Origin of the sequence: Kosakonia sp. AG348, from assembly GCF_003337365.1 — a bacterium.
GTDB lineage: Bacteria > Pseudomonadota > Gammaproteobacteria > Enterobacterales > Enterobacteriaceae > Kosakonia.
The window spans coordinates 310,926-331,441 of sequence record NZ_QPJR01000005.1 but is presented as its reverse complement, the minus strand read 5'-3'; the positions used below and the strand labels follow the sequence as shown (position 1 = coordinate 331,441).

General features: G+C 55.6%; 15 protein-coding genes. 12 read left to right on the top strand and 3 right to left on the bottom strand.

Annotation, left to right across the window (positions count from 1 at the left end):
- The first annotated feature begins 225 nt into the window (after nt 1-225).
- The 12 genes from DFO56_RS14905 (at nt 226) to DFO56_RS14850 (ending at nt 17,588) form a co-directional block, all read left to right on the top strand.
- Nucleotides 226-5,190 (top strand): alpha-2-macroglobulin, encoded by a 4,965-nt coding sequence (locus tag DFO56_RS14905; RefSeq protein ID WP_045510420.1) that lies wholly within the window; start codon nt 226-228, stop codon nt 5,188-5,190.
- A 1-nt stretch (nt 5,191) separates the two neighbouring features.
- Nucleotides 5,192-7,516 carry a peptidoglycan glycosyltransferase PbpC gene (gene pbpC / locus DFO56_RS14900; protein ID WP_045510417.1) on the top strand — a complete coding sequence of 775 codons (2,325 nt, stop codon included), beginning with the start codon at nt 5,192-5,194 and terminating at the stop codon, nt 7,514-7,516.
- 150 nt (nt 7,517-7,666) lie between these two features.
- Complete coding sequence (gene ndk, locus DFO56_RS14895; protein WP_017458995.1) at nt 7,667-8,098, top strand: nucleoside-diphosphate kinase; 432 nt, start codon at nt 7,667-7,669, stop codon at nt 8,096-8,098.
- Nucleotides 8,099-8,279: 181 nt separating this feature from the next.
- A complete protein-coding gene (locus DFO56_RS14890; protein WP_045510414.1) occupies nt 8,280-9,446 on the top strand; it encodes a bifunctional tRNA (adenosine(37)-C2)-methyltransferase TrmG/ribosomal RNA large subunit methyltransferase RlmN in 1,167 nt (388 codons plus the stop codon).
- Nucleotides 9,447-9,737: 291 nt separating this feature from the next.
- Complete coding sequence (gene rodZ, locus DFO56_RS14885; RefSeq protein ID WP_045510411.1) at nt 9,738-10,745, top strand: cytoskeleton protein RodZ; 1,008 nt, start codon at nt 9,738-9,740, stop codon at nt 10,743-10,745.
- A gap of 26 nt (nt 10,746-10,771) precedes the next feature.
- Nucleotides 10,772-11,890 (top strand): flavodoxin-dependent (E)-4-hydroxy-3-methylbut-2-enyl-diphosphate synthase, encoded by a 1,119-nt coding sequence (ispG, locus tag DFO56_RS14880; protein ID WP_017458992.1) that lies wholly within the window; start codon nt 10,772-10,774, stop codon nt 11,888-11,890.
- Between the two features lie 109 nt (nt 11,891-11,999).
- Nucleotides 12,000-13,274, top strand: a complete 1,275-nt coding sequence (hisS, locus tag DFO56_RS14875) for a histidine--tRNA ligase (RefSeq protein WP_045510408.1) — start codon at nt 12,000-12,002, stop codon at nt 13,272-13,274.
- Between the two features lie 36 nt (nt 13,275-13,310).
- Nucleotides 13,311-13,931: a YfgM family protein gene (locus tag DFO56_RS14870; RefSeq protein WP_017458990.1), complete on the top strand. Its 621-nt coding sequence runs from the start codon at nt 13,311-13,313 to the stop codon at nt 13,929-13,931.
- 10 nt (nt 13,932-13,941) lie between these two features.
- Nucleotides 13,942-15,120 carry an outer membrane protein assembly factor BamB gene (gene bamB / locus DFO56_RS14865; protein ID WP_020454711.1) on the top strand — a complete coding sequence of 393 codons (1,179 nt, stop codon included), beginning with the start codon at nt 13,942-13,944 and terminating at the stop codon, nt 15,118-15,120.
- A 120-nt stretch (nt 15,121-15,240) separates the two neighbouring features.
- The gene (gene der / locus DFO56_RS14860) at nt 15,241-16,716 is read left to right on the top strand and encodes a ribosome biogenesis GTPase Der (RefSeq protein ID WP_020454710.1); all 1,476 of its coding nucleotides are present in this window, start codon (nt 15,241-15,243) and stop codon (nt 16,714-16,716) included.
- Nucleotides 16,717-16,883: 167 nt separating this feature from the next.
- Nucleotides 16,884-17,276 (top strand): cell envelope integrity TolA C-terminal domain-containing protein, encoded by a 393-nt coding sequence (locus DFO56_RS14855; RefSeq protein WP_045510398.1) that lies wholly within the window; start codon nt 16,884-16,886, stop codon nt 17,274-17,276.
- Nucleotides 17,277-17,372: 96 nt separating this feature from the next.
- A complete protein-coding gene (locus DFO56_RS14850; protein WP_020454708.1) occupies nt 17,373-17,588 on the top strand; it encodes a zinc ribbon domain-containing protein in 216 nt (71 codons plus the stop codon).
- On the opposite strand, the gene DFO56_RS14845 is transcribed toward DFO56_RS14850, so the two are convergent.
- The 3 genes from DFO56_RS14845 to xseA form a co-directional block, all read right to left on the bottom strand.
- Nucleotides 17,585-17,926: a protealysin inhibitor emfourin gene (locus DFO56_RS14845; RefSeq protein ID WP_044489702.1), complete on the bottom strand. Its 342-nt coding sequence runs from the start codon at nt 17,924-17,926 to the stop codon at nt 17,585-17,587. The genes DFO56_RS14850 and DFO56_RS14845 overlap by 4 nt on opposite strands.
- Entirely contained in the window at nt 17,926-18,951 is a 1,026-nt protein-coding gene (locus DFO56_RS14840; RefSeq protein ID WP_045510395.1) for a M4 family metallopeptidase, read from the bottom strand. The genes DFO56_RS14845 and DFO56_RS14840 overlap by 1 nt, the downstream gene beginning before the upstream one ends.
- Nucleotides 18,952-19,022: 71 nt before the next feature.
- Nucleotides 19,023-20,396: an exodeoxyribonuclease VII large subunit gene (gene xseA, locus DFO56_RS14835; RefSeq protein ID WP_045510392.1), complete on the bottom strand. Its 1,374-nt coding sequence runs from the start codon at nt 20,394-20,396 to the stop codon at nt 19,023-19,025.
- Nucleotides 20,397-20,516: the final 120 nt, after the last annotated feature.

The window sequence follows — 20,516 nt, the reverse complement described above, 5'->3', positions numbered from 1 at the left end:
GCCAGTGGTAAGAAATATCCAGCTATCTTATTGTTTTAAAAACAAATGACTCATAAGGTAACATGTTACATTACGGGCTGTGATCGGCTTAACAGCGAGGGTGAAGAACGTTAAGTGCGCTTTGCGAGGCGCTTTCCAGAATTCATCGGCGCTTTTGTAATTGTCACGGTTGCGCATAATAATGTGTGAGCCTCTTTCAACAGGTTACTTAACCAGGGATAACGAATGAAACCGCTACGTCTTGCGGCGCTGACTCTTGCGCTCGTCACCACCTTTACGCTCGCGGGCTGCGATGATAACGATAAGCCTAAGGCCGCCAGTGCTCCCGAATCGAAGGCTGCGCCTGCGCCAGAGCAAAAAACACCGGCGGCGATCCCGCAGGATAAAGCAAAGCTTGCTGAGCTTGCCGCACGCAGCGAAGGCAAACCGTTAACGCTGCTGGATGCCTCAGAAGTGCAGCTTGACGGCGCAGCAACGTTGGTGCTGACCTTCTCGGTGCCGCTGGATCCAGACCAGAACTTTGCTTCCGCCGTGCATCTGGTGGATAAAAAAAGTGGCAAAGTGGATGGTGCCTGGGAGCTGGCGCCTAACCTGAAAGAGTTGCGCCTGCGCCATCTCGAACCGAACCGCGAGCTGCTGGTATCGGTCGATAAAGGGTTGCTGGCGCTTAACAAGGCTACGTTCGGTAGCGATTACGAAAAAACAATCACCACCCGCGATGTGCAACCGAGCGTCGGTTTCGCCAGCCGTGGTTCGCTGCTGCCAGGCAAAGTAGTGGACGGGCTGCCGGTGATGGCGCTGAACGTGGACAACGTTGACGTCAATTTTTACCGCGTGAAACCGGAATCGCTGGCCGCGTTTATCAGCCAGTGGGAGTACCGCAGTTCGTTGTCGAACTGGGAATCGGAAACGCTACTGAAAATGGCCGACCTGGTTTATACCGGCCGTTTTGATCTCAACCCAACCCGCAACACGCGTGAAAAACTGCTGTTGCCACTGGGCGGTATTCAGCCGTTACAGCAAACCGGCGTTTACATCGCGGTGATGAACCAGGCCGGGCATTACAACTACAGCAATGCCGCGACCCTGTTCACCCTCAGTAACATTGGCCTTTCTGCGCACCGTTACCACAACCGGCTGGATATCTTCACCCAGGGGCTGGAAAACGGCGCTGCGCTCTCCGGCATTGAAGTGATGTTGCTGAACGAGAAAGGGCAAACCCTGGCGCAGGCCACCAGCGATAGCGATGGTCATGCCACGCTCAGCACCGATAAAGAAGCGGCGTTGATCCTCGCGCGCAAAGCGGGTGAAACCACGCTGCTGGATCTGAAATTACCGGCGCTGGATCTCGCCGAGTTCGCCATCGCAGGCGATCCTGGCTACAGCAAACAGTTTTTTATGTTTGGCCCGCGCGATCTCTACCGCCCGGGTGAAACGGTGATCCTTAATGGCCTGTTGCGCGACAGCGACGGCAAGCCACTGGCAGAGCAGCCGGTAAAACTTGAGGTGGTAAAACCGGACGGGCAGGTGATCCGCACGGTGGTCAGCCAGCCGCAAAACGGGCTGTACCAGTTTACTTACCCGCTGGAAGCCAGCGCGCAAACCGGTATGTGGCATATCCGAGCGAACACCGGGGATAACCTTTCCCGTGAGTGGGGTTTCCACGTTGAAGATTTCATGCCAGAGCGCATGGCGCTGAACATTACGCCGCAGCCAGAGCCTGTTGAGCCCGCCGCAGATGTGGTGTTTAACATTGATGGTCACTATCTGTATGGCGCGCCGGCCAGTGGGAACAGTCTGCAAGGCCAGCTGTTCCTGCGCCCGCTGCGCGAAGCCGTTCCCGCACTGCCGGGCTTCCAGTTTGGCGATATTGCCGAAGAGAATCTAAGCCGTAGCCTGGACGAAGTGCATCTGACGCTGGATAAACAAGGGCAGGGCGAAATCACCACGTCGAGCCAGTGGCAGGATTCGCACTCACCATTGCAGGTGATTTTACAAGCCAGCCTGCTGGAGTCTGGCGGTCGCCCGGTGACACGCCGCGCAGAACAGGCTATCTGGCCCGCGCAAGCGCTACCGGGCATTCGTCCGCAATTTGCCTCCAAAGCCGTATATGACTATCGCACTGACACCACCGTGAACCAGCCGATAGTTGATGAGGGCAGCAATGCCGCTTTTGACATCGTCTATAGCGATGCCAGTGGCGCGAAAAAAGCGGTCAGCGATTTGCAGGTGCGCTTGATTCGTGAACGCCGCGACTACTTCTGGAACTGGTCGGAAAGCGAAGGCTGGCAATCACAATTCGACCAGAAAGATCTGGTCGAGGGCGAACAAAGCCTGACGCTCAAGGCAGATGAAACCGGAAAAGTCAGTTTCCCGGTGGACTGGGGATCCTATCGTCTGGAAGTGAAAGGGCCGGATGACACCATCAGTAGCGTGCGCTTCTGGGCCGGTTACAGCTGGCAGGACAACACCGATGGCGCCGGTGCGGCAAGGCCGGATCGGGTGACGATGAAACTGGATAAACCGGCCTACAAACCGGGCGATACCATCAAATTGCACGTCACCGCGCCTGCCGCTGGTAAGGGCTATGCAATGATCGAATCCAGTGAAGGTCCGCTGTGGTGGAAAGAGATCGATGTGCCGGCAGAGGGCGTTGATCTGAGTATTCCTGTCGATCAGAAGTGGCAGCGCCACGATCTCTATATCAGCACGCTGGTGGTGCGCCCTGGCGATAAATCGAAATCCGCCACGCCAAAACGCGCGGTAGGTTTACTGCATCTCCCGATGGGCGATGAGAACCGTCGCCTTGAAGTGACGCTCAGTGCGCCGCAAAAAATGCGTCCTAATCAACCGCTGACGGTGAAAGTCAAAGCGGCGGTGAAAAACGGCGCCACGCCAAAACAGGTTAACGTGCTGCTTTCTGCTGTGGACAGCGGCGTGCTGAACATTACCGATTATGTGACGCCGGATCCGTGGCAGGGCTTTTTCGGCCAGAAACGTTACGGTGCGGATATTTACGATATTTATGGTCAGGTGATTGAAGGGCAGGGACGTCTGGCGGCGCTGCGCTTTGGCGGCGATGGCGACGAGCTTAACCGTGGCGGCAAACCGCCGGTCAACCATGTCACCATTATTGCTCAGCAGGCACAGCCGGTAACGCTTGATGAAAATGGTGAAGGGACGGTGAGCTTGCCGATTGGCGATTTCAACGGCGAGCTGCGCGTAATGGCTCAAGCCTGGACGGCGGAAGACTTTGGTAGCACCGAAAGCAAAGTGATTGTGGCCGCGCCAGTGATTGCCGATCTCAATACCCCCCGCTTCCTTGGCAGTGGCGATACCTCGCGCCTGACGCTGGATCTGACTAACCTGACCGATCAACCGCAAACGCTCACTGTCGCGCTGACGGCGAGCGGCCTGTTGGGACTGGAAAGCGGTCAACCGGAGCCGGTTAAGCTCTCTGCCGGCGAGCGCACCACGCTGTTTATTCCGGTGCGTGCGCTGGAGGGATTTGGCGATGGCGAGATTAGTGCGCAAATCAGTGGCCTGACCTTACCGGGTGAAACGTTCGCACCGCAGCAAAAGCAGTGGAAAATCGGTGTGCGTCCCCCGTTCGCGGCACAGACTGTCAATAGCGGTGTGATGCTCAATCCGGGTGAGAGCTGGCATACGCCTGGGCAGCATCTTGCCAATATTTCACCGGTGACCTTGCAAGGTCGCTTACTGCTTAGCGGCAAGCCGCCGCTGAATCTGGCGCGCTACATCGAAGAGCTGCGTGCTTATCCGTACGGCTGTCTTGAACAGACCACCAGCGGGTTGTTCCCGTCGCTTTATACCAATGCCGCGCAGTTGAAAGCGCTGGGGATCAAAGGCGACAGCGATGAGCAGCGCCGCGCGGCGGTGGATTTGGGTATCTCCCGCCTGCTGCAGATGCAGCGCGAAGATGGCGGTTTCGCGTTGTGGGATAAGAGCGGGCCGGAGGAGTACTGGTTGACGGCCTACGTCACCGACTTCCTGGTAAGCGCCTCTGCGCAAGGGTACAGCGTGCCTATGGACGCACTGAACAACGCCAATAATCGCCTGCTGCGTTATTTGCAGGATCCGGCGGCTATGTCCATTCGCTATAGCGATGACGTTCCGGCAACCAAGTTCGCGGTACAAAGCTATGCCGGTCTGGTGCTGGCGCGCCAGCAGAAAGCACCGTTAGGCGCACTGCGTGAAATCTGGCAACGTCATGAGCAGGCTAAAGCGGCGCTGCCGCTGATGCAGCTGGGTGCGGCGCTGAAACTGATGGGCGATGCGCAGCGCAGCGAACAAGCGTTAGCGCTGGGGCTGAAAACATCTCGCCTGCAGTCCGGGCTCTGGCTGGCGGATTACGGCAGCGAACTGCGTGATAACGCATTGATCCTGGCGCTGCTGGAAGAGAACAACCTGCTGGCACAGGAGCAGCCGCGTCTGCTGGCGACGCTCGCCGAGCAGGCTTACGGTCAGCGCTGGTTGTCGACACAGGAGAGCAATGCGCTATTTATGGCCGGGCGTAACCTGCAAAACGCCACTGGCGCGTGGCAGGCACAAACCTCTCTGGATGCCGCGGGGCTCAGTGGCGATCGCCCGCAAAGCCGTAATCTCAGTGCCGATCAACTGGGGGCATTGCAGGTTACCAATAGCGGCAGCACACCGCTATGGTTGCGTCTCGACAGTACAGGTTATCCGGAGCAGGCACCCGCGCCGTCCGGGAAGGTATTAAAAATTGAGCGTATGTTCCTCGGAACCGATGGCCGCAGTAAATCACTTTCGTCACTGAAAAGCGGTGAACTGGTGCTGGTGCGTCTCGACGTGAACGCCAGCCAGAACGTACCGGATGCACTGGTGGTTGATTTACTGCCCGCCGGGCTGGAACTGGAAAACCAGAACCTCGCCGATAGCAGCGCCAGTCTGCAAGATAGCGGCAGTGAAGTGCAGGATCTGCTTAATCGCATGCAACAAGTGGATATCCAGCATATGGAGTTTCGTGATGACCGATTTGTTGCAGCGGTACCGGTAAACGCAGGAGAGTGGGTCACGCTGGTTTACCTGGCGCGCGCGGTCACGCCAGGCACTTATCAGGTTCCCGCTCCGCAGGTGGAGTCAATGTATGTTCCGCAGTGGCGGGCAACCGGTGCGACCAGTGGTCCGCTGATCATCGTACCGTAACGTGAGGATCGTACGTCTGATACGCACCCGCTGGCGCTGGCTGGTGGGTGTTCCGCTGCTGTTGGTGTTGGGCGTTATGGCTGCCGACAAGATCTGGCCGCTGCCGCTGAGCGAGGTTGATCCGGCGCGGGTGGTGGTGGCCGAAGACGGTACGCCGCTGTGGCGCTTTGCCGATGCCGATGGTATCTGGCGCTACCCGGTCACTATCGAAGAGGTATCGCCCCACTATCTGCAGGCGCTGATCCAGTATGAGGATCGCTGGTTCTGGGCGCATCCCGGGGTGAATCCCCTGTCGATTGCGCGCGCAGCCTGGCAGGATCTGCGTTCCGGCCATGTCGTTTCCGGTGGCAGCACGCTGACCATGCAGGTTGCTCGCCTGCTCGATCCGCATCCGCGCACCTTCGGCGGCAAGGTACGCCAGCTGTGGCGGGCGCTGCAACTGGAGTGGCACCTCTCAAAACGTGAAATACTCACCCTTTATCTGAACCGCGCGCCGTTTGGCGGCACGCTGCAGGGCGTGGGCGCAGCGAGTTGGGCTTATTTAGGTAAACCGCCTGCGAAACTCAGCTATTCCGAAGCGGCGCTGTTAGCGGTTTTGCCGCAGGCACCCAGCCGTTTACGTCCGGATCGCTGGCCGCAACGTGCGCAGGCCGCGCGCGACAAAGTGCTGGAGCGCATGGTGTCGCAAAAGGTGTGGTCGGCAACGCAGGTGGCGGAGTCCCGCGAGGAGCCGGTCTGGCTGGCGCCGCGTCAGATGCCGCAACTGGCACCGCTATTCGCCCGGCGGATGCTTGGTGAAAGCAAGGCACTGAAAATCACCACCACGCTGAATGCCAGCCTGCAACGTCAGCTTGAAGATCTGGCGTTAAATGTGAAAAGCCGCCTGCCAGCGCGCAGCTCGCTGGCGATAATCGTCGTTGACCACACGGATATGAAAGTGCGCGGTTGGGTTGGCTCCGTGGATATCAATGACGACAGCCGTTTCAGCCATGTGGATATGGTTAGCGCCGTTCGTTCGCCGGGCTCGGTGTTAAAACCTTTTATTTATGGCCTCGCGCTGGATGAAGGGCTGATTCATCCGGCCTCACTGTTACAGGATGTGCCGCGCCGGGTGGGCGATTATCGGCCCGGTAATTTTGACAGTGGTTTCCATGGCCCGGTAAGCATGAATGAAGCGCTGGTACGCTCCCTTAATTTACCGGCGGTGCAGGTGCTGGAAGCCTACGGGCCGAAAAAATTTGCCGGAAATCTGCGTAACGTTGGTTTGCCGCTGATTTTGCCGACCGGGGCGGAACCAAATCTGTCACTCATCCTTGGCGGCGCGGGTGCGCGGCTGGAAGATATCGCAGCCGCTTATACTGCGTTTGCCCGTGAGGGGAAAGCGGGAAGCCTGCGGCTGACCCCCAAGGCCCCGCTGATGGAGCGGCGATTGATGTCGCCGGGCGCGGCGTGGATTATTCGCCGCATTCTCGCCGGAGAAGCACAACCGGTGCCCGACGAAGCGTTGCCGCAGGTGGTGCCGCTGGCGTGGAAAACCGGTACCAGTTATGGCTATCGCGACGCCTGGGCGATAGGGATTAATGCCCGCTACGTGATAGGCATCTGGACGGGCCGACCTGACGGCACGCCCGTTGCCGGGCAGTTCGGTTTTGCCAGCGCGGTGCCGTTACTTAACCAGGTCAATAATCTGTTGCAGCCGCGCTCAGCGCTTGAACAGGCGAGACTGCCGCGCGACCCGCGCCCGCAAACGGTCAGCAGCGGCGTCATCTGCTGGCCGGGCGGGCAAAGCTTACCGCCTGGCGACAACAATTGTCGCCGTCGACTTACCACCTGGCTGTTGGACGGTAGCCAGCCGCCAACGTTGCTATTGCCGGAGCAGGAAGGCGGGCACGGGATCAATTTCCCGATCTGGCTGAATAAAGAGGGGCGCAGGGTTGCCGCAGATTGCCCGGATGCGCAGCAGAAAACATGGATTGCCTGGCCGCTACCGCTGGAGCCGTGGTTACCTGCCGGTGAACGCCGCGCAGCCCGTTTACCAGCGGCGGATAAACGCTGCCCGCCTCGTGACGATAACGCACCGCCGCCACTGTTATTAAGCGGCGTGCGTGAAGGTGCGGTTATCAGACGCATACCCGGCCAGGCGTTTGCCTTGCTGCCGCTACAAAGCAGCGGCGGCGAAGGCAGTCGCTGGTGGTTTTTGAATGGCGAACCGTTAGCCTCGCATAACAACTTATTGAGCCTGAAACTTGATAAAAGCGGGGAGTATCAGTTATTGGTTATGGATGACGCAGGGCAGATAGCGACAGTACAGTTTGCGGTGCAATAACCAATGAAATGGCGCTGTTGGCGGGGAGTGTTGCTAAAAATAGTCTCATTTTAAAAAAATGTTACCTTCATCCATAGGCAACGCCCGTATTGCTCTTTATAATCCGCGCCACACCTATTCAGGGCAACAGAACAACTTACAGAGGTAAACATGGCTATTGAACGTACTTTTTCCATCATTAAACCGAACGCGGTGGCAAAAAACGTTATTGGCAGCATCTTCTCTCGCTTTGAAGCGGCAGGGTTCAAAATTGTCGGCACCAAAATGCTGCACCTGACCGTTGAGCAGGCGCGCGGTTTCTATGCCGAGCACGAAGGTCGCCCGTTCTTTGACGGTCTGGTTGAGTTCATGACGTCCGGCCCGATCGTGGTTTCCGTACTGGAAGGTGAAAACGCGGTGCAGCGTCACCGTGACCTGCTGGGCGCAACCAACCCGGCTAACGCGCTGGCAGGCACGCTGCGTGCTGATTACGCAGACAGCTTCACCGAGAACGGCACCCACGGTTCTGACTCCGTTGAATCCGCTGCGCGTGAAATCGCCTACTTCTTCGCCGAAGGCGAAGTGTGCCCGCGCACTCGTTAATCACTCGTTAAACGTGTAACGAGGTTTACACTTTAATTTGTGAAAAGCCGCGTGCAAACGTGGTATCTGTGCGTCAGAATTTGTACAATGCTGCGCCCCAGGATGAGCCGATGCTTTCCTGGGGCGCTTCTTTTTAACCCTCCACGGGCCACAACGTGTAATAACGAGGCCGGAATACATTATGACTGAACAAATTGTCATGCCTGAGAACGACGCTCTCACGGTGCCAAACAAAGATGCAAAAATTAACCTGCTGGATTTAAACCGTCAGCAGATGCGTGAATTTTTCAAAAACTTAGGCGAAAAACCCTTCCGCGCCGATCAGGTGATGAAGTGGATGTACCACTATTGCAGCGACGACTTTGATGAGATGACCGACATCAACAAAGTGCTGCGCAACAAATTAAAAGAAGTCGCCGAAATTCGTGCGCCGGAAGTGGTGGAAGAACAACGTTCCTCCGACGGCACCATCAAGTGGGCGATTGCCGTGGGCGATCAGCGCGTTGAAACCGTCTACATCCCTGAAGAGGATCGCGCGACGTTGTGCGTCTCTTCCCAGGTAGGTTGCGCGCTGGAGTGCAAATTCTGCTCCACGGCTCAGCAGGGCTTTAACCGTAACCTGCGCGTTTCGGAAATTATCGGCCAGGTGTGGCGCGCGGCGAAAATTATCGGCGCGGCGAAAGTCACCGGCAGCCGCCCCATTACCAACGTGGTGATGATGGGCATGGGCGAGCCGCTGCTCAACCTGACCAACGTCGTTCCGGCGATGGAGATTATGCTGGATGATTTCGGCTTTGGTCTCTCCAAACGTCGCGTAACGCTCTCCACCTCCGGCGTGGTTCCGGCGCTGGATAAACTTGGCGATATGATTGACGTTGCGCTGGCTATCTCTCTGCATGCGCCAAATGACGAAATTCGCGATGAAATTGTACCGATCAACAAAAAGTACAACATCGAAACTTTCCTCGCCGCCGTTCGCCGTTATCTGGAAAAATCCAACGCTAACCAGGGCCGCGTGACCATCGAATATGTGATGTTGGATCATGTCAACGATGGCACTGAACATGCGCACCAGTTGGCGGAGTTGCTGAAAGATACACCGTGCAAGATTAACCTGATCCCATGGAACCCGTTCCCGGGCGCGCCGTATGGCCGCAGCTCTAACAGCCGTATCGATCGCTTCTGTAAAGTGCTTATGAGTTATGGTTTCACCACTATCGTGCGTAAAACGCGTGGCGATGATATCGATGCCGCGTGTGGACAGCTGGCGGGCGATGTGATTGACCGTACCAAACGTACGATGCGTAAGCGTATGCAGGGCGAGCCTATTGAGATCAAGGCACTATAATCATAAGTTGCAGCGCGAAGAATATGCTGCATTTTGTGAAAATGTCGACTATTTGGCCTGTACATATACAGGCCATTAATAATTACGGTGCGTTTCTCCTGACTTTAAGGCAGTATGTAGTGATGGAACAATGGTTTAGCAAAAAGTGCTGAAAGCTGTTCTGTTATGACGAGCCTGACAGTCCTATACTGTGGGCCAGGTTTAACCGACCCGGTTTTTTCGCGGCGCGTGTAGGCATTGCGGTTATGCGCGCCTGAATGTTTAATTTTCACGTACCAGTAGTTGTAGCGAATGAATACTGAAGCCACTCACGACCAAAATGAAGCACAAACCACTGGCGTACGTCTGCGCAACGCCCGTGAACAACTTGGACTCAGCCAGCAAGCGGTTGCAGAGCGCTTGTGCCTGAAGGTCTCCACGGTACGCGATATCGAAGAGGACAGGTCCCCCGCCGATCTGGCTTCGACTTTTGTACGCGGTTACATCCGCTCCTATGCCCGCCTTGTGCACATCCCTGAAGAAGAGCTGCTGCCGATTCTTGAAAAACAAGCGCCGGTCAGAGCGGCGAAAGTTGCGCCAATGCAGACTTTTGCTTTAGGCAAACCGCGTAAAAAACGCGGTGGCTGGATGATGAGTTTTATCACCTGGCTGGTGTTTCTGGTCGCAATCGGCCTGACAGGCGCATGGTGGTGGGATAACCACAAAGCGCAGCAGCAAGAGATCACCAACATGGCCGATCAATCTTCTGCGGAATTGAACGCGGGCAACAACAACGCGCAAAGCGTACCGCTGAATAACGACACGGCTGCAGCAGACCCGGTTGATAATTCCGGCACGCCTGTTGAAGCGCCAGCCCCGTCGGCGACGGCACAAACACCAGCCGCCAGCGCGCCGCAACCCCCTGCTACTACCGCAAACCAGAACGCCGTTGTTGCACCGTCGCAGGCGAATGTCGACGCCATGCAGCAGCCTGCCGCTCCAGCGAATACTGCACAGCTCCCGACCAGCCAGGCCGGTGTCGCAGGTGCGCAAGCAGATACTAATGCACTGGTGATGAACTTTACTGCCGATTGCTGGCTGGAAGTGAGCGATGCCACCGGGAAGAAATTATTCAGTGGCTTGCAACGTAAAGACGCCACGCTCAATTTAACCGGCCAGGCGCCATATAAGCTGAAAATTGGCGCGCCGTCAGCCGTTCAGATTCAGTATCAGGGTAAACCTGTCGATCTGAGCCGTTTTATCAGAACTAACCAGGTTGCGCGTCTGACCCTCAATGCCGAACAATCAGCAGCACAGTAACAGACGGGCAACGCGGGAGATTTTTCATGCATAACCAGGCCCCGATTCAGCGTCGGAAATCGAAACGGATTTACGTTGGTAATGTGCCCATTGGCGATGGCGCGCCCATCGCCGTACAGTCCATGACAAACACCCGTACCACGGATGTTGAAGCTACGGTCAATCAAATCAAAGCGCTTGAGCGCGTCGGCGCGGATATCGTCCGCGTCTCCGTCCCGACCATGGACGCGGCGGAAGCATTCAAGTTGATCAAACAGCAAGTGAGTGTCCCGCTGGTTGCGGACATCCATTTTGACTATCGCATTGCGCTGAAAGTCGCCGAATATGGCGTTGACTGCCTGCGCATTAACCCCGGCAATATCGGCAACGAAGAGCGAATTCGCACCGTTGTTGATTGTGCGCGCGATAAAAATATCCCGATTCGCATTGGTGTTAACGCCGGTTCGCTGGAAAAAGATCTGCAGGAAAAGTATGGCGAGCCAACGCCGCAAGCGCTGCTCGAATCCGCCATGCGTCATGTCGATCATCTCGATCGCCTGAATTTCGATCAGTTCAAAGTCAGCGTGAAAGCGTCGGACGTATTCCTCGCTGTTGAATCCTATCGCCTGCTGGCAAAACAGATCGATCAGCCGCTGCATCTTGGCATCACCGAAGCCGGTGGCGCACGTGCAGGTGCGGTCAAATCTGCAATTGGTCTGGGCTTACTGCTTTCAGAAGGCATTGGTGACACGCTGCGTATTTCGCTGGCTGCCGATCCGGTGGAAGAGATCAAAGTCGGTTTTGATATCCTGAAATCGCTGCGCATTCGCTCGCGCGGCATTAACTTTATCGCCTGTCCGACCTGTTCCCGCCAGGAATTTGACGTTATCGGTACGGTCAACGCCCTTGAACAGCGGCTGGAAGATATCATCACGCCGATGGATGTCTCCATTATCGGTTGCGTGGTAAATGGCCCAGGCGAAGCGCTTGTTTCCACGCTGGGTGTGACCGGCGGCAACAAGAAAAGCGGCCTGTACGAAGATGGTGTGCGCAAAGACCGCCTGGATAACAGCGATATGATTAGCCAGCTTGAAGCGCGTATTCGCGCGAAAGCATCAATGCTGGATGAAGCGCGTCGTATCGATGTGCAACAGGTAGAAAAATAAGGTTGCTGGGAAGCGGCTGGCTTCCCGTGTATGATGAACCCGCCCGGCGCGACCCGCAGTTCGTCGCGGCCCTGAGGGTTCATTTTTTGTATTAATAAAGAGAATAAACGTGGCAAAAAATATTCAAGCCATTCGCGGCATGAACGATTATCTGCCTGGCGAAACCGCCATCTGGCAGCGCATTGAAGGCACTTTAAAAAACGTGCTCGGCAGCTACGGTTACAGTGAAATCCGTTTGCCGATTGTAGAGCAGACCCCGCTGTTCAAACGCGCGATCGGTGAAGTGACCGACGTGGTTGAAAAAGAGATGTATACCTTTGACGATCGCAACGGCGACAGCCTGACATTGCGTCCCGAAGGTACCGCGGGCTGCGTACGCGCCGGCATCGAGCATGGTCTGCTGTACAATCAGGAGCAGCGCTTGTGGTACGTTGGGCCGATGTTCCGCTACGAGCGTCCGCAGAAAGGGCGCTACCGTCAGTTCCATCAGCTGGGTGTGGAAGTGTTTGGTTTGCAAGGGCCGGATATCGATGCCGAGCTGATTATGCTGACCGCACGCTGGTGGCGCGAGCTGGGCATTGCTTCGCACGTTGCCCTTGAACTCAACTCTATTGGCTCTCTTGAAGCGCGCGCGACCTATCGCGATGCGCTGGTGGCTTTCCTTGAGCAGCATAAAGATAAGCTGGACGAAGACTGCCTGCGTCGTATGTATACCAACCCGCTGCGCGTACTGGATACCAAAAACCAGGACATTCAGGCGTTGTTGAACGATGCACCGAAACTGGGTGATTACCTTGATGACGAGTCCCGCGAACACTTCGCAGGTCTTTGCGCATTCCTTGATGCGGCGGGTATCGCTTATACGGTGAACCAGCGTTTGGTGCGCGGTCTGGACTACTACAACCGCACTGTTTTCGAGTGGGTAACCTCCAGTCTTGGCGCGCAGGGCACCGTTTGCGCAGGTGGTCGTTATGACGGCCTGGTTGAGCAGCTTGGCGGTCGTGCGACCCCGGCGGTTGGCTTCGCAATGGGTCTTGAACGACTTGTTTTGTTAGTTCAGGCAGTTAATCCGGAATTTAAAGCAGAATCCGTTGTCGATATATACCTGGTGGCGTCTGGCGCCAATACGCAATCCGCTGCTATGCAGTTGGGTGAACAGGTGCGCGATGCGTTACCTGGCGTACGGCTGATGATGAACCACGGCGGCGGCAATTTTAAAAAGCAATTTGCCCGCGCGGACAAGTGGGGCGCTCGCGTCGCACTGGTGCTCGGTGAAACTGAAATTGCCGACGGTAATGTTGTGGTGAAGGATTTACGCTCTGGTGAGCAGAGTACGGTAACGCAGGAGAGCGTTGCGGCGCATTTGCGCACACTACTGGGCTAATCTCCCCGGTGAATTATCGTTAAGGAGAAGGACTGCGTGGAAATTTACGAAAACGAAAACGACCAGGTAGACGCGATTAAGCGCTTCTTTGCCGAGAATGGTAAAGCGCTGGCCGTTGGCGTCGTTTTGGGTATTGGTGCGCTGGTTGGCTGGCGCTACTGGAACGGCCATCAGGCGGACACAGCGAGAGCCTCTTCACAGGCTTATGAAAACGCGGTTGCCGCGCTTTCGGCGGACAAACCAGAGTCGTTCACCGCGGCGGAAAAATTCGCGGCTGACAACAAAAACACCTACGGCGCGCTGGCGTCGCTGGAGCTGGCGCAGCAATACGTTGAAAAGAACGAGCTGGATAAAGCCGCCGCTCAGCTGCAGCAAGGGCTGGCTGCGACGAATGATGAAAATCTCAAGTCGATAATCAATGTGCGTCTGGCGCGCATTCAGGTACAGCAAAAGCAACAAGACGCTGCGTTGAAAACGCTGGATGCTGTCAAAGCGGAAAGCTGGTCAGCGATTGTTGCCGATCTGCGTGGCGAAGCACTGCTGAGCAAAGGCGATAAACAAGGTGCGCGCACCGCATGGGAAAACGGCATTAAAAACAATGCTTCTCCTGCGCTGAGTGAAATGATGCAGATGAAAATCAATAATTTGTCCATCTAAGAGGGACCCGATGCAATTGCGTAAATTACTTCTGCCAGGGCTGCTTTCCGTCACGCTTTTGAGCGGCTGTTCCCTGTTTAACAGCGAAGAAGATGTTGTCAAAATGTCCCCGTTGCCGGTGGTTGAAAACCAGTTCACCCCGACCACGTCATGGAGCACCTCCGTGGGCAACGGTATTGGTGACTTCTACTCTAACCTGCATCCGGCTTTTGCTGATGGCGTGGTTTACGCCGCCGATCGTCACGGTGTGGTGAAAGCGGTTAGCATTGAAGATGGGCATGAAATTTGGTCGGTTAACCTGGCTGAAAAAGATGGCTGGTTCTCCACTCGCGCTGCACTGCTTTCTGGCGGTGTGACCGTTTCCGGTGGCCATGTTTATGTGGGCAGCGAAAAAGCGCAGGTTTACGCACTGAACACCAGCGATGGTTCGCAGGCGTGGAAAACGAAAGTCGCTGGCGAAGCGCTTTCTCGCCCGGTAGTGAGCGACGGTTTAGTGCTGATCCACACCAGCAACGGTCAGTTGCAGGCGCTGAACGAAAGCGATGGCGCAACCAAATGGACCGTCAACCTTGATATGCCTGCGCTTTCTCTGCGCGGTGAATCCGCTCCGACTACCGCCTTTGGCGCTGCCATTGTCGGCGGTGATAACGGTCGCGTAAGTGCGGTATTGATGCAGCAGGGCCAGATGATTTGGCAGCAGCGCATCTCCCAGGCTAATGGCCCGACAGAGATCGATCGTCTGAGTGATGTCGATACCACGCCGGTTGTTGTTGGCAACGTGGTTTACGCGCTGGCCTATAACGGCAACATGACAGCGCTCGATCTGCGTAGCGGCCAGATTATGTGGAAACGCGAGCTGGGCTCAGTGAGCGATTTCGTGGTTGATGGTAACCGCATCTATATGATTGACCAGAGCGATCGTATTCTGGCGCTGACTACCGACGGTGGCGTAACCCTGTGGACGCAAAGTGACCTGCTGCACCGTAACCTTACCGCTCCGGCGTTGTATAATGGTTACATTGTGACAGGCGATAGCGAAGGCTACGTGCACTGGATTAACGTCGAAGACGGGCGTTTTGTCGCGCAACAGAAAGTCGACAGCTCCGGTTTCCTGACCGAGCCGGTGGTTGCCGGTGGCAAACTGCTGATCCAGGCGAAAGACGGCACAGTGTACGCCCTTTCGCGCTAAGCGCGTCGGGTTTGTCGTTCCTGAAGACGGCTCCTGTTGCAGGAGCCGTTTTCCTGTTTTTAAAACGGCGCGCAATCCGCGACGTTTTGCTAATGAATTTTCTGTAATGAGGCTTTAAACATGGTACCTGTGGTCGCGCTTGTCGGGCGCCCTAACGTTGGAAAATCCACGCTATTTAACCGTTTAACACGCACCCGTGATGCGCTGGTGGCGGATTTCCCGGGTCTGACTCGTGACCGTAAGTACGGTCGTGCTGAAGTTGAAGGCCGCGAATTTATCTGTATCGATACCGGCGGTATCGATGGCACCGAAGACGGCGTGGAAACGCGCATGGCGGAACAGTCGCTGCTGGCGATTGAAGAAGCTGATGTCGTGCTGTTTATGGTCGATGCGCGCGCGGGGCTGATGCCTGCCGATTCGGCCATTGCCAAACATCTGCGTTCACGCGAAAAACCGACCTTCCTGGTGGCGAACAAAACCGACGGTCTGGATCCGGATCAGGCAACGGCCGATTTTTACTCCCTCGGTCTGGGTGAAATCCACGCTATCGCCGCCTCCCACGGGCGCGGTGTGACCAGCTTGCTTGAACATGTGCTGATGCCGTGGATGGACGAGCTCAACCCGCCGGAAGAGGTGGATGAAGACGCCGAATACTGGGCGCAGTTCGAAGCTAACGAAAACGGCGAGAAAGAAGAGCCGGAAGACGATTTCAACCCGCAGGATCTGCCGATCAAACTGGCTATTGTCGGGCGTCCGAACGTCGGTAAGTCCACTCTGACTAACCGCATTCTCGGTGAAGAGCGCGTGGTGGTGTATGACATGCCGGGCACCACGCGCGACAGCATCTACATTCCAATGCAGCGCGATGAGCGTGAGTACGTACTTATCGACACCGCTGGTGTGCGTAAACGCGGCAAAATCACCGATGTGGTAGAAAAGTTCTCGGTTATCAAAACGCTGCAGGCTATTGAAGACGCAAACGTCGTGCTGCTGGTTATTGATGCCCGTGAAGGTATCTCCGATCAGGATTTATCGCTGCTCGGCTTTATTCTTAACAGCGGTCGCTCGCTGGTTATCGTCGTCAATAAATGGGACGGTCTGAGCCAGGAAGTGAAAGAGCAGGTGAAAGAGACGCTGGATTACCGCCTGGGCTTTATTGATTTCGCCCGCGTTCACTTTATTTCTGCGCTGCACGGCAGCGGCGTTGGCAACCTGTTTGAATCCGTTCGCGAAGCTTATGACAGCTCCACCCGCCGTGTCAGTACCGCATTGCTGACCCGCATTATGAACATGGCGGCAGAAGATCATCAGCCGCCGCTGGTGCGTGGTCGTCGCGTGAAGCTGAAATATGCCCACGCTGGTGGTTATAACCCGCCGATTGTGGTGATCCACGGCAATCAGGTAAAAGATTTGCCGGATTCTTACAAACGCTATTTGATGAACTATTTCCGCAAATCGCTGGATGTGATGGGTACGCCAATCCGTATTCAGTTCAAAGAAGGGGAAAACCCGTTTGCTGAAAAACGTAACACCCTGACCCCGAACCAGATGCGTAAACGTAAGCGCCTGATTAAACACATTAAAAAGAGTAAGTAATCACTTGCTTCAAACCCGCCGCCTGGCGGGTTTTTTGTTTGCCAGAATTGGCTCACCTACAAAATTCAGGTGCTGTTTCAGCCTGTCGATAGCAGTACACTCTTTCTAGCTATAAAAACAACGGGTTAATAACTGGCTTCAATAAATAATTTCAAAAGGGATATGAAATGAAGAAGGTTTTACTGTTAATACTGCTGGGCAGTGTAATGACAGGTTGCACACCGCTTCACCCCTCCGGTTGCCATAAAACCACTGCGCTTGGTAGTTGCGACTCAGGGCGCTTTACCGATCAGGATGAGTACGGGAAACAGGCCCGCGCGATAAAAAACGCTATCGAATCACGGCTTGCCGATCGTTCTGAATGGAAAGGGAAAAAATGCCGCTTACATATGGAATTTGCCTATGATGGCAAACTGAACAATATCGAGACGAGGGAAGGGAATAGAGCGTACTGTGCAGCGCTGAAAACCGCAGCGCAACGGGCGACATTCCCGGCATTTTCTTCTCAGCGGGTTTATCAGGCATTCGAGAGCTCCCGCTTCGTGATGGTGGGCGAATAGCAAACCAAACCTGACGCGGCACTTAACCCGTCTGCAGGCGAGTTTTTTGTCGCCAGCGGTGTATGATAAACGCCGTGAAAAATTAAGGAGCGCCTTATGGAACTTACCTGCCCGACTTGCCATAACCCGCTGCAAGTAGTGGGAACACATGCTCACTGCGACGGCTGCGGCAAAGACATTGAAGTACAAGCACATTGCCCGGAGTGCCACCAGCCTCTGGAAGTGTTAAAAGCCTGTGGCGCGGTGGACTTTTTCTGCCAGCACGGCCACGGGCTGATTTCGAAAAAACGCGTCGAGTTTACGCTGCTCTAAGGTTTGCAAATACAGTCTTCCCCTTCGCGCCACAGTTCGACAAACGACGGTGGCGCTTTGCTTTCCGGGATAAGCAGCAGCACATCCGTTTGCTGGGCGGTCCAGGTTATCTGCAAACGGTAGAAGCGCTGATCGCCGCTGCCCGGAGAGTCCGGCTGGCCTGGCGGCTCAGCGAGCGGGAGCGTCTGGTGCAAGATGTCCACCAGCCGCTGGCGCTGCTCCGCACTGAGTTGGGCGATGACGATTTTTCGCGCGCCGCTCAGTTTAGGAATGTAAGCCAGCCCGCCTTCACGGGCTAACTCGACTACCGCGTCGTCGGTTAATTCGGGTTCGTTCATCATAAAACTCCGACATCTTTCCACGCCTGTTCGATAGCAGCGGCGACTTTCTTGCCGGACCGTTTTTCGCCATGTTTGATGGTGAATTTGGCGAAGGTGACGAAGTCAGCATTTTGCGCCAGTGACTTATCACACACCGTGTCATACCAGGCGTATCCGGCTTTTTCCCATGCATAGCCGCCTATAGCGGTTGCCGCCAGGTAAAATGCCCGATTAGGAATGCCGGAATTCAGATGCACACCGCCGTTATCTTCACGCGTTTTAATAAAATCTTTCATATGCGCAGGCTGCGGATCTTTACCCAATAACGGGTCGTCATAAGCCGTTCCCGGCTTCGACATCGAACGCAGCCCCTTGCCATGAATGCCTTTTGCCAGCAAGCCTTCGCCAATGATCCAGTCCGCCTGATCCGCCGTCTGCTGCAGGTGGTACTGTTTTACCAGCGAACCGAACACATCGGATAATGACTCATTTAATGCGCCAGCTTGTTCAAAATAGATCAGCCCGGCTTCCGTTTCTGTGACGCCGTGGCTCAGTTCATGCGCTACCACGTCAATAGCAATGGTAAAACGGTTGAAGATCTCGCCATCACCATCGCCAAACACCATCTGCTGACCATTCCAGAAAGCGTTCTGGTAATCTTTGCCGTAATGCACGGTGCCGCTGAGAATTAGCCCCTGGTTATCCAGCGAGTTGCGCTGATAAACCTGCCAGAAGAAATCATGGGTGACACCCAGGTAGTCGTACGCTTCGGTGACGGCGACATCACCCGTCGGTGGCTGGCCCTCATAGCGTACCTGCTCACCGGGCAATGTCTCTTTTTGTTGAGCGTCATAAATATCGCGTACCAGTTCGCCGGGCGAAGTGACCAGCGGCGCATCGACTTTGCCGTGGCTGTGCGCCATCAACGTTTGTACATGCGTTAAGGTCTGGCGGGCGCAGCGTTGCTGAAGTTCAGAGCCATTGTCGATAATGCGGCGCAGGATATAAGGCGGGATAACACTGTACGGATGACGTGCATTCATGTTGATCTCCTTGATAAAACAAAAAAGAACAACAAAAAGTATAGGTTCGTCTGATTTATTGAGCGCGCTAATTAAGAGGATTTACGTTGGCGCGTTTTTTTCACGGGCGTAACGGCACTGACTTCACTCTCTACCCAGCCGTCGTTCAGCCGCGTGGTCAGTTTGTCGCCCGCTTTTACCTGTTTGGTCTGTTTCAGCACTTTGCCGTCGATTGCTGTGGTTACGCTGTAGCCACGCGCCAGCGTTGCCAGCGGACTGACCGCTTCAAGGTGAGTGATTGCCGTACCAAAACGTTCACGTGTGCCGCTCAGGCGATCACGAATATTCTGGCTCAGACGATATTCCAGTTGCTGAATGCGGCTTTGCGCCCGGTGAATACGCGGCTGCGGATTTTGCTGATTCAGACGCTGTACTGTGCGCTGCTGGCGCACGGAAGCGCGTTTTAACTGATTATCCAGCGCGTTGTGCATGCGCTGTTGCAGGCGTTCCAGCACAGTTTGCTGGCGCGCCAGACGCAGTTGCGGATGCTGTTGTTGCAGACGATGGTGTATCTGGGCAAAACGGCGACTACGGCCTGCCAGATAGTAATCCATCGACATTTCTAAACGCTGTTGCATCGCCTGAACCTGGCGCAGCAGCTCCAACTGGTTACGGCTGACAATTTCCGCCGCCGCAGAGGGCGTTGGCGCGCGCAGGTCGGCAACAAAATCAGCAATGGTCACATCGGTTTCATGCCCAACGGCGCTGACTACCGGAATGCGGCTGGCAAAAATTGCCCGCGCCACGCGCTCGTCGTTAAAGCTCCATAAATCTTCCAGCGAACCGCCGCCGCGACCAACAATCAGTACGTCGCACTCTTCGCGGGCGTTAGCCAGCTCAATGGCGCGCACAATCTGCGCGGGCGCATCTTCGCCCTGTACTGCAGTCGGGTAAATCACCACCGGCAGTGACGGGTCGCGGCGTTTCAGTACATGCAGAATATCGTGCAGCGCGGCGCCGGTTTTAGACGTGATAACACCAACGCAATGGGCGGGCGAGGGCAGCGGTTTTTTGAATTGCTGGTCGAACAGCCCTTCGGCCGCGAGCTTAGCTTTAAGTTGCTCATACTTCTGTTGCAGCAAACCTTCACCAGCCGGTTGCATGCTCTCGACAATAATCTGGTATTCGCCGCGCGGTTCATACAGCGTGATATTGGCGCGTACCAGCACTTGCTGGCCGTGCTGCGGGCGAAACGTGACGCGGCGGTTGCTGTTGCGGAACATCGCGCAGCGCACCTGGGCGGTATCGTCTTTTAAGGTGAAGTACCAGTGACCGGAAGCGGGCTGGGTAAAGTTGGAGATTTCCCCGCTGATCCACACCTGGCCGAGTTCGCGTTCCAGCAGTAAGCGCACCGACTGATTAAGGCGGCTAACCGTAAAAATTGAGGGGGATTGGAACGACGACATGTGAGCCAGATCAAATTCTAAATCAGCAAGTTATTCGTTCGATAGTAACCCGAAACGAGGGGATGGCAAGTATTTTTCTTAAAAAAGTGTGGATGCAATCGGTTACGCTCTGTATAATGC

What these genes read in the sequence shown, in the direction of transcription:
- DFO56_RS14905 (WP_045510420.1), top strand. Translation starts at nt 226, where the DNA reads ATGAAACCGCTACGTCTTGCGGCGCTGACTCTTGCGCTCGTCACCACC.
- ndk (WP_017458995.1), top strand. Translation starts at nt 7,667, where the DNA reads ATGGCTATTGAACGTACTTTTTCCATCATTAAACCGAACGCGGTGGCA.
- DFO56_RS14890 (WP_045510414.1), top strand. Translation starts at nt 8,280, where the DNA reads ATGACTGAACAAATTGTCATGCCTGAGAACGACGCTCTCACGGTGCCA.
- rodZ (WP_045510411.1), top strand. Translation starts at nt 9,738, where the DNA reads ATGAATACTGAAGCCACTCACGACCAAAATGAAGCACAAACCACTGGC.
- ispG (WP_017458992.1), top strand. Translation starts at nt 10,772, where the DNA reads ATGCATAACCAGGCCCCGATTCAGCGTCGGAAATCGAAACGGATTTAC.
- bamB (WP_020454711.1), top strand. Translation starts at nt 13,942, where the DNA reads ATGCAATTGCGTAAATTACTTCTGCCAGGGCTGCTTTCCGTCACGCTT.
- der (WP_020454710.1), top strand. Translation starts at nt 15,241, where the DNA reads ATGGTACCTGTGGTCGCGCTTGTCGGGCGCCCTAACGTTGGAAAATCC.
- DFO56_RS14855 (WP_045510398.1), top strand. Translation starts at nt 16,884, where the DNA reads ATGAAGAAGGTTTTACTGTTAATACTGCTGGGCAGTGTAATGACAGGT.
- DFO56_RS14850 (WP_020454708.1), top strand. Translation starts at nt 17,373, where the DNA reads ATGGAACTTACCTGCCCGACTTGCCATAACCCGCTGCAAGTAGTGGGA.
- DFO56_RS14845 (WP_044489702.1), bottom strand. Translation starts at nt 17,926, where the DNA reads ATGAACGAACCCGAATTAACCGACGACGCGGTAGTCGAGTTAGCCCGT.
- DFO56_RS14840 (WP_045510395.1), bottom strand. Translation starts at nt 18,951, where the DNA reads ATGAATGCACGTCATCCGTACAGTGTTATCCCGCCTTATATCCTGCGC.
- xseA (WP_045510392.1), bottom strand. Translation starts at nt 20,396, where the DNA reads ATGTCGTCGTTCCAATCCCCCTCAATTTTTACGGTTAGCCGCCTTAAT.